Source organism: Lachnospiraceae bacterium JLR.KK002 (assembly GCA_036941025.1).
In the GTDB taxonomy this organism is placed as follows: Bacteria; Bacillota; Clostridia; order Lachnospirales; family Lachnospiraceae; genus Petralouisia.
The window spans coordinates 1047592-1062215 of record JAYMNP010000001.1 but is presented as its reverse complement, the minus strand read 5'-3'; the positions used below and the strand labels follow the sequence as shown (position 1 = coordinate 1062215).

Here is a 14624-nt window from a genome sequence, read left to right as displayed (position 1 = left end):
ACTTACCTCCAAAAATTTCACGGTGATGTATTTATATTAAACCTTTGTCGTCTCTCCAATTACAACGAACATATCTTTTAAATTCCTCTTTGCACTCTAAATTCTCTCCATCCACATGGTCTACTATAATAATTTGTGGTAAAATTCCTGTATCTTTGCTAATAGCTTTAATTTCATCAAAAATTGTTTTATACATTTTATTAACTGCCATTAAATCAGCCTGTGTTATCTTGTCATTATCACTATCACCTTGCGGAAAATAAACTTGGCTTGGTTGGTCAAAAAACATAGTTAATGGCATAGGAGAATTCTTTTGCTTTGCAAAAAAATGGAGAAACCTCAAAAACAATGCAATATGACAGGATACCCAATTAGCCCCACTTCCCATTTCATATAAATAAATGTTTTCTCTATTATTCTGATGTTGATAAATATCAAAACTTCCATCAGTCAATCCAAAGTTCAAATTAATGGGTCTATATTCCTCCTCAAAATCCAGAGTAATGGCAAGGTGATTCATATTTTCTGACAAAAAAGATTTAGCCTTTGACATTTTTGTATCTACATCAAATCCTTTAATCTTTTTTTCTAGCCGTTCTATTTTTTCTTTAAGGTCTTCAATATCTTCATCAACTGTTTCAAAAATTCCAGAATCACTCATTTCAACAAATAGTGATATATTTGCTTTTGCATAATTTACCTTTTCTCTTTTCGAAGCAAGGGTTTTAGACGAAATAAATTTTTCCTCAATTGTTCTAATCTGCTTCCATACTTCTCGAATTTTAGCATCAATTTGAGATTGTATTTCCTTAAGTTTTCTGACATCCTCTGAAAAATCAGCAGTATATTTTTCGGTTATCTTTAATTCATTATCTAACCATTCAGTAGCTTCAATAAGTTCAGAATCTTTTTCTGCAATTTCTTTGCAATCATGACCGCAAAGCGGGCAAACATATTCCGTAGTCTCTATTTCTGCGACTCTCGTTTGTTGCTTTAACTCATTTAACATTTCTGAAAAAGCATTACCAGTATTTGAAGCCTTATCTATATTTTTAATTTTCAATAAAACTTCTCTTTCCTTATCCCTCAACTCATCCAATTCTTCATTTAACGCACTATAACGAGCCGCTATTTTAGATTCTCCAAAAAGTTGTGAATCATCAAATTCGGGTAGATTAGTCGCCAATCTCAACATTTTTTGTACAGAAATATTACTATCAAAATCCTGTTCAATCAGTGCAAAGTAATTTGCTAATAATGGGGATAAGTTCTCTTTTATATAAATAGTACTTTTTTCATTAGCCTTTTGTTTTTTATATTTTTGCTTTAATTGAGCTTTTAAACTATTGAGCTGAATCAAATCACTATAGTATTCTTGACTAATCATTCCAGCAAAAACAGGAAATTGGTCTATCACATCTTTTCTTTTATAATAATCAGAAAATCTATAAAACAATGCAAACTTACTTGCCATTAAATTCTGATGTTGAAATAAATATGAAACCATATTTCTTAGTGAAGCCCTTTTACTTTGCATTTCACCATCTGTAGCCATATTTGTTACAAATAGTCCCAATGCACATTCAATCTCATACTTAACATCTTTATGGGACAATGGATTCATCTCTGCAAAATAGCCTATCTCTATTGTTTCCGGCTCAAAATTTATGGATTCTTTAGAAAGGTACATTTTACCCCCATTTTCCCAATTTTGACGAGCAATCACATAGGTGTGCTTACTTATAGCCATTACAAGTACATAGAGAAAGGAAAACTCCGTTATTTTGCCCTTAGGTATAGTACAGCGAGTACTACACAAGCAGTAATCCATTATCTCAACTAAGGCACTTTTTCCTGTTTTTGATTCTCCAGTAATTATATTAACCCCCTGTTTGAGCGGGACAATTCTTTTTTCCCCATTTTCATTAAAAATAATGATTGCTTTTACATAACTTTTCATTTACACATCAACTCCTAAATAGTAAGATAAATGGTCTTCGGTTGTCTTTGAAAACACTACTCCAAGATAAAATGCACATTTAATCCAGTCTCTAATTGTTCCTTCAAAATTTTTATATTCAATCTTTTTTATAAGCCTTATTTTATGATTGTTGAAAACTATTTTATCTTCGGAAGAAAGGATTATTAAGGCTTCCTTACAATACGGTTTAAGCGAATTATATCTATCCACATATCCTGACAAACGTGTCTTTCCAGAAATTTTACTTTCTTCTATAATTTGGGACGACTGAAATAAAGTATCAATTCGACTTCTCTTATTTGCAGTTACTAGTTTTTCTCGCGACTCTACATATAATAAAATAGGAAGTGCCATAAATGGCAATTTCATTTCGCAAGGCTTATCATAACCAGAAAGGAATCCTTGTATGAGCAATGAATAAAAATGAGTATTCATCGAAAGTTTCTTAATATTAGTTATGCTCATCTATTTCTTCACCCACTTTCCATTTAAAATCAGTTTCATCTACTATGTTATGTATAATTCCCCGCTGAAAAAATCCCTGATTACGAATAATCGAGCCAAAATCGTGTACATCCCACATCATTACATCATCATAAAGCGATTGTGCCGTATCAATTTGTTTCTCAAAGGATTGTCCCTTTGCATTTCGTTCGCTAATTCGTTTTTGGCGGTGCAACTTTTTATCTAATTCATCTATGTAAGGCTCAAGGCTATCCAAATACATTAGATTATTGTGAAAATAATTAACAACTGTCATATCAGTTTTCCAGTAATCTGAAATAGCTTCCGTAATCTCAGAAGTATATTCTATTTCTCGGATAGCTTCAACAAATTTTTTTTGTTCAAGTTTTTTAGCTTCTTTTTCAGAAACAACCGCTTTGATATATTCTTGGGGAAGTGGAATAGAACCTTTAGTACCATATGCTGACGCTTCAACTTGGCAAATCTCATCAAATTCTTTTTTTGCCACTTCCCACTTATGTGGTGGATTCTTTACTTTATTTAATATCCGCCCAAGTAATGCTCCAATATATCCATCTCTATTCTCTTCTGGAATTGAGCGTATATATTTTGAAAATTCACCAGATATGCCAACTAATGATGTTTTTGCAGCATCAATTATAAATTTATCCAAAATTTCTAAAAGGCGATTTTCATCATAAGAATCAGTAAAAATTCTATTATACTGACTTCTAAATGTTTCTTCTTTCTTTTTATATACTGCTCCTATACCTTTTAGTCGTTTTAATTTTTCACCTTTTTCTATGTTGTTCCATTCATAAAAAGGAGACTCTTTAGCAATTTTAGCCGTGGTACTGAGTATATAGTGAGAAAAATTCTTTACCCTTTCATAGTCTACATACCAATTAGCTAATGTTTTCCAAAAATCCACATCTCTATCCGAAAGAAATGTTTCACTAAAATGATGTTTCACCTCTCTTTGAAATAGACCACCTGTATTATTTATAATGCTTACATCACCATTTATCTCTATCTGAAGAGTCTCACCATCATTCAATTCAAAGCAATCTCTTAAAGCATTTAGATATTGATAAATATCGCCAGCTTTGGTTAGTGTTGCATCATTAACTGCTCTTGTCACTTTCGATACCTCCTTTCAAATCCAACCATGTGCCTGAATTGCTGTTCCATTCTTTATCCCATTCTCCCTCATCCACTATCGCATCAAACACTGGCTCAAGAAATTTCTGCATCTCCTTAATAACCACCGCAAATTCCAACGAACCATCTTTAATATTTTTCAAAAAATATCTCCACCGCTTCTGCATATCTTCATCTTCGGAAAGTGCCAGAATACGCTTAAAGCTATCTCTGTCATAAGGTGTTTCTCTTTTCTTCAATGTTTCAAAAATTGCCGCCCGCAGCTTCGCTCCCTCAAAATCGAATGTTCTTGCCAGATAATATATATCGTAAAAGTCTTTCATCCTGCCAGTCAATTCAAATCGCTGCAAGATAGCGTCAAATTTCTCTGCTATCGTACTTTCCAAAGAATAAGTTTTTATCACTGGCTTTTCAAAATCTGGAAGCTGTGTATTGATTCTCCTTTCCTCCGCTTTCGGCACAATAATATCTCCCACACCAATATCCACATTAAACGGCACACGTACATTTTTTATCTGACCGATAATTTGAGTGCTGATGCCGTGGTATTTCCTCTGTGGGGAAATTTCTTCAAATCCCTTTGCTATCATGGAAACAAAGTCATTTCCTGTTGATGTCTCAATAATCTTACCAATCATACTTTTTACATCTTCTATGGAATTGGAAAATCCACGAAGCAGGAAATCAACATCTATCGTTGCGCGGCTTTCAAAATTGGTAAGCGTATAGATGAACAATCCGCCTTTCAGAATAAGATTGTCTTCATAACCAGATTTTGAAAGTTTCCGCAAAAATTCCTCCTGCATAAACAACTGTAAACACTGTTGATAGCTGATTCCAGAAATCTTAGCTTTGTTTTTCAATTTTGCAAGAACGGACGCCGCCTTATCTGTCATTACAACCACACTCCAATCAAATCCTTTACACGCTTTTGCACCCGCAAAGTCTTTGCGTACTGCATAAGGTTCGGAATATTTTTTTTCTGGTCTTTTACATAGCCTTGTATTGCCTTATTAAAAATCTCTTTATCCATCTTATTCATATTCCTCAGCACATCACAAATGGTACGGTCACGGTCATAAATATGAACTTCTTGGAAGTCAATTTCTCCTTTTGTTTTTCCAATGAAAAGCAGCTCTGGCTCCACCCGATAAGCCTTAATGAAAGGATAATCAATATTTGTACGCTTTCTGGAAGTATTTTTGTCAATGGTAATATTCCATTCAGCGGGATTCCTGTCACTGTATCTATAATAGAAAAGGGCTGTTTCCATACAAAGAACTGCATCAGGGAACAGGCGGTTGACAATAACCACCTCACTCGTACCATAGTCATCCACCCAATGGTAACAGCCCCTTTTTATTCTTTCAATCAATCCTTGTTCCAGCATACGTTGAATATCTCTATAAAACAATTTTTCATTTGTAAGCTGTGCCGTTGTCATGACATAGCCATAATCAGAAAATATTTTGCTTAGTATTCTTATATCATTTTGTGTTAGCATTATTTCCTCCTTCTGACGCATTTACTGCGTCATTCAGGTAGATTTGGAAGTTTACTTCCAAACTTTCACCTCTGCACTAAAATACGCATAAATTTTTTATCGCTTGTGTGCTTTACTACATTATATCTATTCAACGCAAAAAAATCAAGCGAATCAAATCGAACAACTTCAAATCTTATACTTGTGTGCTTTACTACATAAAATCAGACCTACTTGTCCACAATAAAACAAATAGGTCTGACACAATTTAACCTGCTATATCAAATCTCGTTGAAGCAATGCCATATATAGTTATCGTTCTTTCCGTATCTCTAACTTCGATAGAATAAGGCTTCCCGACATTCCCCGCATCCTCATTTTCATCATACTTCTTTATCCTCTCAAATGTCGAAAAGCTATGTATCGGGAATCCCACCGTTTCATGCCCGTCCGAAAATACAATAAGTGGAACATTACCGCTGCTTCTCTGGGTACAGAAGAACTGGCTCACATGGAAATGATTTGCACTATCGTCTATCAGCTTACCAAAGACCTGTCACCGGAAGAAATCAAAGCATCCGGTTTTGACAAATATTATGTGGACCATACACTGGCACTGTGGCCCCAGGCAGCAGGCGGAATCCCCTTCAATGCCTGTGAGTTCCAGTCCAAAGGCGACCCCATTACCGATTTGACTGAAGACCTGGCGGCAGAACAGAAAGCCCGCAGCACCTACGACAATATCCTGCGTCTGGTAAAAGACCAGGAAGTTGCAGATCCTATCCGGTTCCTGCGCGCCCGTGAAATCGTTCATTTCCAGCGGTTTGGCGAAGGCCTGCGGATTGTGCAGGATAACCTGGACTCCAAAAACTTCTATGCGGCAAATCCCGCCTTTGACTGCAGATAACAGCATCCGCATAAAAACGCATTTACAGCAACAGAGGACTGTCAGAAAATTTCTGACAGCCCCCTGTTCTTCTGAATCAGGGGCGTTGGCATATTCATATCCGGAGGTGGGAAGTCACTCCGTTATAATCCGCTGCTCCAGCTCCTGTATGGGCTGATTTGTACCCGTTCCGGAAAAAATTGCCCAGGTCGACGCAGGCACAGTATATTCTTCAAACTCCCCGCCTGTTTTTGTACTGGAAACGGCGATAAAATATTTCCACTGTTCCTCATCATTGCAGGCACTCACGCCTAAAAGTCCCATTGGCGGCGTATCCATCATTCCTGCCAGTTTCTGTATGGTTCCATTTGCAGACAAATCCTGCCACATTTTTGGCACAACCATAAAATTAGTTTCGATTTCCTTATCAAGCGGCGCAGATACGCCCGCAGTCTTAACGGATGACGGGGCTATCCCGTGAAAAGCCTGAAACGCCCTGTTAAATGCAGTCGGGGGACTGATAGCCGTACTTCTCTGCAATATCAATAATCCGTTCCTCCCCACCCTGCAGGTCCACCGCCGCTAAAGACATTTTTCTTCTTCGGATATACTCTGCCAGAGGAATACCGGCCACGTAAGTAAACATCCTCTGATAGTGATAAGCGAAACAGCAGGCAATCCGCCCAAGCTGTTCATAATCAATTTCATCTGTCAAATGTTCCTCAATATAATTCATGCTCTGGTTTAATTTTTCGACCCATTCCATGAAATACCTCCTTATCCGCACATACAGTACTTTGTGGACATATATTTGTCTTTATCATTATAATTCTTATTCTTAAATTTATCCTCTCTATCTCTGCACAAAAAAGAGAGGCGGCAGGGTTTGTTTCCTCAATCAATGCCCTATATCATATGGGAAATCCACGCACTTTACAGAAAGAATGCGCCTGCGCATCCCGCCCGGAGGGCTTTATCTTATAGAAAATCTATATACTTAGTACTTCACAGTAACACAGTGGTTCCTATAGGATAAAAAACCGCCACTCTGCAACAAGTGACGATTCCTTTTCTGATTATTTCATTGTTACCGTACCAGCCATCCATAATCCTGCCTGCAATCCACTACATAATCTGCATAAACAATATCATCCACAACCTGGAAGATTATCATATACCGTTTTTCAAACATGATAAACCGATAAGCGTTTCCGGGTATATATTCCCCTGTGTGTGAGCCACGAACATCTCTGCGGCATAATTTCCTGTGAATTTGCGGCTTTTTCAAATTCTGCGGTCAGCTGTTCCGCAGCTTCCGGGTTCACCTGCGCCAAAAATCCAGCATGGGAAACCAGCATCTGCGTTGCCCGTTCTGACACAATGACATGGTATCTATTCCGCTGTTCCATGACCTGCCGCCTCTCTGACTGCATTACGCATCATTGCAGCTGCTTCATCAACGGAATAACCTTTACTGCCACGCATTCTGTCCTCCTGGGCTGCTAAAAGTTCTTCTCGGAGCCTCAGCATCTTTTCCCTGCGGTTATACGTCCCAATATCCATAACACCCAAATCCCCTCGCCATTTTTGGTAAGGAAAACCGGCTCTGCAGTCTTTCTGCACTGCTCGGCAATCTTATTGTAATTCTGTCTGATTGCCGCTGACGGACGAATATTCATAGCGGCACCTCCTCAAATCAAACATAGTAATATTCTATCCATGTTATATCCATTTCATGTAATGAAGTCAACAGAGTAACGCATTTTACAAGCCCGGCGTAACGGATTCATGAGACAGTTCGCACCTTTTCCTGACTATGCTCAGCCAATCCCGCACAGCTCATCCAGAGAATCCAGAACTTCTTTGATTTCTCTGCTGCCTCCCGGACGGCTTTTTACCAGATTTTCAATTTCTTTCCGCACATTGCGCATATCTTCCACCTGATGTTCGATTCCGCCCCGCAGCTTCTGGCGGCGTACCAGAAGCTCATGCTTCACTTCCACCATTTCCTTCGGCTCCAGCAGCGCCCTGGCCTGATGAATCCAGATTTTGGCGTCATACAGCTTATACCGTTTGAGCTGGCGGATTAATTTGTCGTTAAAATACTCCAGGTCGTCATTGGTACGCTGGTATTTCTCCCGTTCTTTTACCGCTTCCAGATACTGGTCCCAGATATAGCCCAGTTCATAGGCATTTTTTACATGGTATTTCTCACAGGCATAATCCACCGCATTTGTTACATTCACATATTTGAACTTTACCTTGTTCATCAGCACAATGGCGCGGTTGATATTGGCCTGGGATTTCTTCTTCTCCATTCCGTCATTCTGAAGGCGCCAGACCATAAGGCCGCCGGCGGCCCCCGCAACCAGAGCAGCTATAAAAAACGGCATGATAATGTCAAATTTCATCACGGTTCCCAGTATGACAATCACTGTAGCTGCCACAACGAATAATCCCAGCAGCCCAAACAGCAGTCTGCGCAGAATTTTTTCTTCCTGCTCCAGAGATTCCTGGTAATAGCGCCATTCTTCCCGTTCTCCCTCCAGGTACTGCATATCCCGTTTCACCACAGTCTGATAAGATTCATTTTCCTGAAGGCGGCGGATGATTTCCGGCATTTCCCCTTCCAGCTGCTCCATCTGGGCAAACTGGCTGTCGGAAATGGTTTTGGCCTTATTCAGATACGCGTCTCTGGCCTCATTCAGATTCACAACGTTCTGGGCCGTTTCCTGAATCTTTGCAAACTCAGGCTCCGGAAGATTCTCAATCATCTGAATGTCGGTAAGATAATCCGTGACAATTTTATATTCCCGCTTTGTTTCTTCCAGGTTTTTCGCCGCATCCTTAATCTGCTCGCAATATTCCGAGGCAAGATTTTTTTTCGGCTCTTTCGGCTTCGGCCCTTTTGATTCCTTCTGCTTCTTCCTGGTCTCCTGCTTCGGTCTGGCCGGAACCTCCCCTTCAAATTCCAGTATTTCCTCTACATATTCCGGTTTTTTCTTTTTTCTGAATAATCCCATTTTTACTCACTTTTCCTGTATTCTAATCTAAAATTCTCCAGCAGCCGCTCTATCATCCTCTCATACCCGGCCCGGTTCCCCGCCTGTTTCTGTTCCGTCAGCTTCTGCCTGGCTTCCGTCAGGCTGTCCGCCTCACCGGTCATTTCTTTTCCGTCCCTGCAGGCCAGGGCCATAAGATAAGATTCTCTGCTTTCTTCTCTTTTACTTATTGCATAAGCAGTCTCATAACATTCTGCTGCCGGAGCAAACAACATCTGACGAACATAGGCGGTACCCATATTATGCCATATCAGTCCCAGCACCGGGTCATTGTCCTGATCTGCCTGTCCAAGGATTCTGCGGTATTCCGAAACAGCATCCCGGTACTTCTCCGCCCTCAGCAGCCGGTCTCCCCGGAGCTTTGCCCGCTCCAGAGGGGTCTTCTGCTCCATCCGCTCCGCAGTTTTAAGCACCTGCTTCAGTTCCTCAGAACTGTAAAACCCTCCGGCTTTTAAAATCTGTTCCATACACCAACAGCCGCTCCGTTCCTGCTCAATACCTCTCCTGAGCCGGTCGGAAAGCTCCGGCTGGCCCACATCCTGCGCCAGCCAGAAACAGAGTCTCTCATTAAAGAAACTTTCTTCCAGCACACCGGTGTTCCGATACAGATAATAGCACAATTCTTCAAAAGAGTACAGGTTCACCTTTTCTTCTTCCAGGAAAAACGGATGCTCTGCTGTCAGTTCCTCACATAACCAAACTCTGCTCATAACATTCTCCTATCTCATATTCCCATTCCCGGCCGGTTCCGGGCAAAAGTTCTCCCCAGCCCATATCTCTTATATTTAAGAGGATTTTTCCTTCTTCGCCGGAATAAAGAGACAGTGACAGACGATATCGTTCCATGTCTGAGGACAAAAGCTCCGGCAGTTCCAGGCTCTCAATTTTGGCTTCCCGGCTTCCGGGTTTCTGCATCCACAAATCCAGCGTTCCCTCTCCTTCCAGAAGAATCCGCAGTTTCTTCTCAATCTGATGGCGGTTGCAGCCTGCCTCCAGCAGGGGATAAAAACCCGTATCGTCTCCTCTTGTCACTTTCAGAAATATATGCTCCTGAATCTTGTATTCACAGAAATAGACTGTATCTGCTTCTTCCTGATGTACTTCCAGCATACCGGCATAACAGGCCCCTTTGGTATACAGGTTTTTCCCCTGAAAAGCCCGTTTGCCCCGGCAGATGACCTGCAGAGATTCCTTCATCCAGTTTCCTTCAAATCCGCTTCCAATCAGATATACCGAAGATACAATTCTGCCGGACATGGCATTCTGTACCATATGGGCAAAGGTAATATCCCATTCCCGCACGTCTTCCGGCAGCCTGCCCAGGCACACTTCTTCCACTTCTGCAATTTCAGGCCGGGTTTTCTTATTGCAGACCAGATGTTTCATCCAGATTTCCTCGCCGCTGCAGGAAAACAGCACCACGTCATACTGCCATAATTCCGGTTCCTGGCAGACTGCATAGGCATAAAAACTTTCCCGATGATCCTGAACCACCAGCTGCTGCCCGGTGAGTCCAAGCTCTCTTCCCATATGCTTCAGCAGGGCCACCAGTTCGTCCGTCACCTCTTTTATGGAAAACACGCACCTGGTAACTGCCTCCACGCCTTTGGCCGGAAGGGCAATCCGAAGCACTTTCCGGAAAAACACCAACAATAAGTCCTCCGCCTGATACTCTTTATCCAGAAGAATTGTTTCTTTTTTTAAAGCACGATTTAATAAATCGTCCACATAAATCCCTTCTCCGGTCTCTGCCATCCGGCTGGCCTCCTCGCCAAAACACCATTTTCCGCTGATTCTGCGTTTACAGATGGCTGTGGGAATCCGGTACAGTTCTGTTCCCGCCACGGTGCTCCGGGTTTCCGGCTCCGTCAGGTTCCCATGGTAACAGCTTATCTGTGTCCATCTGCTTCCTGCGTCTATTCCTATGTACCATTCTCCTGCTGCCGGCTTCATTTCCTGCACCTGCCTTTCATAAAATACCGAACTGTTCCCTTATCATTCCATCCAGCCTTCCATAGGCATCCAGCCGTTCCAGAAGAGTTGCCTCATCCTTTATCTGCCAGCTCACCATCATATCATTTAAAATGTCATAGCGGCTTCCCTCTGCATTTACGCAAAGTTCCTGCGTCTGTACCTGTCCGCTTTCCGTTACCATCCAGGTATCCTCTTTTTCCTCTTTTATATAATAGGGAATCTTCTCCCCGTAAAACACCAGAAATTCTTTTACAAAAATTCCGTCATACATTTCCTTCATCTGCAGTTCCACATAGTCCTCGCTTCCCACCGGAAGATAATAAAGCATAACTCTGCTGCCCGGACTGGTGCGGTATTCCAGAAATACCCTGTCGTGATACAGGTATTTTCCGGCAAATTCCGGCGGAAGTGTCTGGAAAAAGGCAAAACAGCACTCTCTGGCACTGCATTCCGCCAGTATAATCTCTGCCTGCTGCTTTTCTTCCGGAGATAACTCCCTGCCGGAAGCGCACCATTTCAGAAATCCGATTCTGCACACCGGATTCAGTTCCCGCCCTTCCTGCAGCAGGCGGAAAATTTTCTGAAATACATAATCCGCCACCACCGCGTCCTTTGTGACAAACTGATGCGCCATCCAGGAAAGATATGCCTGCACCACCGTCTCCCGGCCCAGATTTTCCCCATAGCTTTCAAATATTTTCTCCACGCTCAGAGAAAAATCTTCCGTATACAGAAACTGTACGATACAGCGTTCCTCCAGCCTGTAAGTATCCAGTTCAAAATCACAGGAAGCCTGCCATAGCTGTATCATCTCATCCAGCGTCCCATGAAAGAATCTGCACATGTAATTCAGGATCCGCTCATTATATTTGCCCCGCAGAAAAACACTCCGGCACAGGCCAAGTAAAAATTCATCCGATTCATCTTCCGATTCCAGATGTTCCATCTGGTGGCAGACAACATGCACCAGTTTGGCAGCCGAAAGATTCTCACATCCATAGGATAACAGCAGGTCATAGGCCCGCTGATAATGGCGCCTGGCCACCAGCAGCTCCATGATTTTCTCTCTTGCCCGCTTCTGCATTCCTTCAAAGGACAGAGACAGCAGAAACTCATCCAGCTCAGCTCCGGTATAATTATAGTAATACCAGGAAATCATCTGAGGCCGCAGCTCCTCCCGGTATTCATCACTGATTGCTTCAGAATCCATAAGTATCTGAAGATATGGCAGGTCTTTTTTTTCAAAGGTCTGCCATATTTTCTTTCCGTCAAAATATTTCAGAAGCCAGGGCAGCTTTTCCTCCGCACAGTTCATTCCCTTTTCCAGAAATTTTTCACAGTCCAGAAGCGGGGTCACAGAAATCTCTTCTTTCGGAAGAAACCGCCCGCCTCTGGAATCTTCCAGCAAAATCTGGTATGAACTGCTGTACAGATTCACGTAACCCATTCCGTGATTCAGCGAAACCGTCTGCTCTGCCTTCAGCGGATGCTGGCGCACCACCAGACGCAGCGCCCCCGCATCCTTACACCTGACTTTATGCACAAACAGGATTCTGGCCAGCGGTTCCACTAAATCCTCGGTTATCATCTCCGGCGTCAGGACTTCCTGATAAATCACTGCCATATCCTTATCTATTCTGCCCGCAGAAATCTGCTTTTTTGCGAACTCTTCCATCATTTTCAGATAATGAGGATACTGATTCTTCCAGGACGTTTTATTCTCAATGATTGTCCGGAAAAGTATGGTACGGGGATGATATGCCAGTTCATTGTGATACTGGAAATAGAGCACGGCAGATTTGGGAATCCTCTTTAACTGCTGCTTCCCCGCTGACAGAATCCAGGCTTCATAAATCCCGGCTATGCGCAGCTCTTCAATCACTCCCTGATGATACCATCTCCAGTAAGATTTCCCGTAACAGTTCCATTTCATACAGCAGCTGCAGATGGCGTGGAGCATTTCCTTTTCCGGAAATACCCTGTAGCATTCACACAGAATCTGATACCAGATGGGATGATATGACGGAATCTCCGGTGCAATCTGACAGACCTGTTCCGCCATTCCTCTGGTCAGGACTTCATGCTTCACAGACCAGTTCAGTACCTTCCGCTCAAATTCATCGGCCCGGTACATCAGAAAGGGCTCCCTGGCCAGAATCCGCCAGGCTTCCAGATACAGTATGGGGCTTTCCCCGCCTGTTGCAATCTGCCTGGCAATTACTTCCAGCTTTCTGCCTTTGCTGTAATTTAATTCTTCGTCCAGAAACAGAAGTATCCACAGCAATAAATTATTTTCCTGATGTCTGTGGTATATCCTGCGGATTTTTCCCGTTAATTTATTCACATATACCGGCTCCGGCTCCCGCAGTGTGCACAGATACATATACCAGGCATACAGGGGCGATTCTTTGTCCACCTTATGTTTGGGAAATGCATCCAGAGCCCATTCCCCTTCCTGCCGCTGCCGGTTGACCAGAAATGCCTGAGCCTTTGCCAGCAGGTACCAGAGGTTGTCAGGCTCCAGAGCCATAAGTTCTTCCGCCCGCTTTACCGTCTGCTTCGCCCATTCCCCTGTTACGATTTTCTTTATCCCCATATCTATATAAAGACTGACCAGTTCCGCCTGTTTCCTGCGGATTATCTGACGGGAAGATTCCCGATCTCCGCTGCCCTGGTCCACCACAAGCTCCACCTTCCTGGTCAGAAATGGCGTCTGCAGGGTAATTCTGCCGAAATTCTTACCTGCATGAAGATATTCCGGCTCAATCATATATTCTGCCAGCCCATGGCCGCCCACAAAGTCTGCGGAAGTAATCATATGTTTTACCGGCAGCAGCCAGGTCGCATCACTGATTACCTCAATGGCAATATGGCCCCATTCTTCTTTTTTCAGCGTGATATGCTGCTTTACCGGCTCGTGGATTCCTGAAAATTCCCGTTGGGCTTCCTCAATCCGGAAAGTGACCCGGTTCTTTTTCCGGACGGCTATTAAAAATTCTTCCACCTGTCCCATAGTACAGGGCCTGCGCCTGAGTATCCGGTAAATCAGCCGTTCTTCCGTCTCCTGGGGCTTAAAAACATGGATAAATTCCGGCTGGCTGAAAACCTTCACTGCTTCCTCATAAGAATTCCCGGCCAGATTGGCAAATTCAAACAGGCTCTTTATTTTTCCCATGGAGCTGTCCGCATAATTGCCGGAAACAGACACAGTAAAAGGAAGGTCGTATTCCCCCTGATTGCTGACAATATGAAAACTGCCCTTCTGCACATCCCCTTCTGTGAGGCCCTCGCTGTGAAATTCAAATGTCTGCGTAATTTTTACTCCCTGAAACTTTGGATTATGACACTCCATCCTTGGACTGGAGGAATAGATAATACCGTTTACCGGCATCTCGCTGGTGCTTTCCATGGAAAATTCACCTGTATAATCGGTTCCCTCCACCACTTCAAATTCCAGCTTCTCCGCGGAAAACTGAAGAATGGAAGCATTGCTGCCGCAGTTCCCGGCTGCCAGTTCCTCTAATTTCTTCTGCAAATCGTCACCTGCTTTGTGGTTGCTTTTTTGTGTGTATTCGTTATAATATCAATTGTATTAATTATAAACCATTCAAA

Annotated in this window: 11 protein-coding genes and 2 pseudogenes; 1 reads left to right on the top strand and 12 read right to left on the bottom strand. The window is 42.5% G+C overall.

Going from position 1 to position 14624, the window contains the following annotated elements; genetic code table 11:
• Nucleotides 1-31 precede the first annotated feature (31 nt).
• Genes VSQ32_05080 through VSQ32_05060 form a run of 5 tightly spaced genes read right to left on the bottom strand, consistent with a single transcriptional unit; the run spans nt 32 to nt 5111 of the window.
• Nucleotides 32-1960, bottom strand: coding sequence for a DUF3732 domain-containing protein (locus VSQ32_05080; GenBank protein MEH2942246.1), 1929 nt, complete (start codon nt 1958-1960; stop codon nt 32-34).
• A complete protein-coding gene (locus VSQ32_05075; protein ID MEH2942245.1) occupies nt 1961-2446 on the bottom strand; it encodes a three component ABC system middle component in 486 nt (161 codons plus the stop codon).
• The gene (locus VSQ32_05070) at nt 2433-3587 is read right to left on the bottom strand and encodes a hypothetical protein (GenBank protein ID MEH2942244.1); all 1155 of its coding nucleotides are present in this window, start codon (nt 3585-3587) and stop codon (nt 2433-2435) included. Before VSQ32_05070 ends, VSQ32_05075 begins: the two co-directional genes overlap by 14 nt.
• Nucleotides 3571-4503, bottom strand: coding sequence for a nucleotidyl transferase AbiEii/AbiGii toxin family protein (locus VSQ32_05065; GenBank protein ID MEH2942243.1), 933 nt, complete (start codon nt 4501-4503; stop codon nt 3571-3573). Before VSQ32_05065 ends, VSQ32_05070 begins: the two co-directional genes overlap by 17 nt.
• Nucleotides 4503-5111, bottom strand: a complete 609-nt coding sequence (locus VSQ32_05060; GenBank protein ID MEH2942242.1) for a type IV toxin-antitoxin system AbiEi family antitoxin domain-containing protein — start codon at nt 5109-5111, stop codon at nt 4503-4505. The genes VSQ32_05065 and VSQ32_05060 overlap by 1 nt, the downstream gene beginning before the upstream one ends.
• 421 nt (nt 5112-5532) lie before the next feature.
• Here VSQ32_05060 and VSQ32_05055 point away from each other — a divergent pair, with 421 nt between their 5' ends.
• A complete protein-coding gene (locus VSQ32_05055; protein MEH2942241.1) occupies nt 5533-5997 on the top strand; it encodes a manganese catalase family protein in 465 nt (154 codons plus the stop codon).
• Nucleotides 5998-6114: 117 nt separating this feature from the next.
• On the opposite strand, the pseudogene VSQ32_05050 reads toward VSQ32_05055, so the two are convergent.
• The 7 genes and pseudogenes from VSQ32_05050 to VSQ32_05020 form a co-directional block, all read right to left on the bottom strand.
• Nucleotides 6115-6742: pseudogene (locus VSQ32_05050) on the bottom strand (helix-turn-helix domain-containing protein).
• Between the two features lie 418 nt (nt 6743-7160).
• A complete protein-coding gene (locus tag VSQ32_05045) occupies nt 7161-7385 on the bottom strand; it encodes a type II toxin-antitoxin system RelE/ParE family toxin (protein MEH2942240.1) in 225 nt (74 codons plus the stop codon).
• Nucleotides 7369-7655: pseudogene (locus tag VSQ32_05040) on the bottom strand (type II toxin-antitoxin system Phd/YefM family antitoxin). Before VSQ32_05040 ends, VSQ32_05045 begins: the two are co-directional and overlap by 17 nt.
• A 141-nt stretch (nt 7656-7796) precedes the next feature.
• Entirely contained in the window at nt 7797-8999 is a 1203-nt protein-coding gene (locus VSQ32_05035) for a hypothetical protein (GenBank protein ID MEH2942239.1), read from the bottom strand.
• Nucleotides 9000-9001: 2 nt separating this feature from the next.
• Nucleotides 9002-9748 (bottom strand): hypothetical protein, encoded by a 747-nt coding sequence (locus VSQ32_05030; GenBank protein ID MEH2942238.1) that lies wholly within the window; start codon nt 9746-9748, stop codon nt 9002-9004.
• Nucleotides 9726-10991, bottom strand: coding sequence for a DUF5716 family protein (locus tag VSQ32_05025; protein MEH2942237.1), 1266 nt, complete (start codon nt 10989-10991; stop codon nt 9726-9728). The genes VSQ32_05030 and VSQ32_05025 overlap by 23 nt, the downstream gene beginning before the upstream one ends.
• A 16-nt stretch (nt 10992-11007) precedes the next feature.
• The gene (locus VSQ32_05020; GenBank protein MEH2942236.1) at nt 11008-14547 is read right to left on the bottom strand and encodes a DUF5717 family protein; all 3540 of its coding nucleotides are present in this window, start codon (nt 14545-14547) and stop codon (nt 11008-11010) included.
• Between the last annotated feature and the right edge of the window lie 77 nt (nt 14548-14624).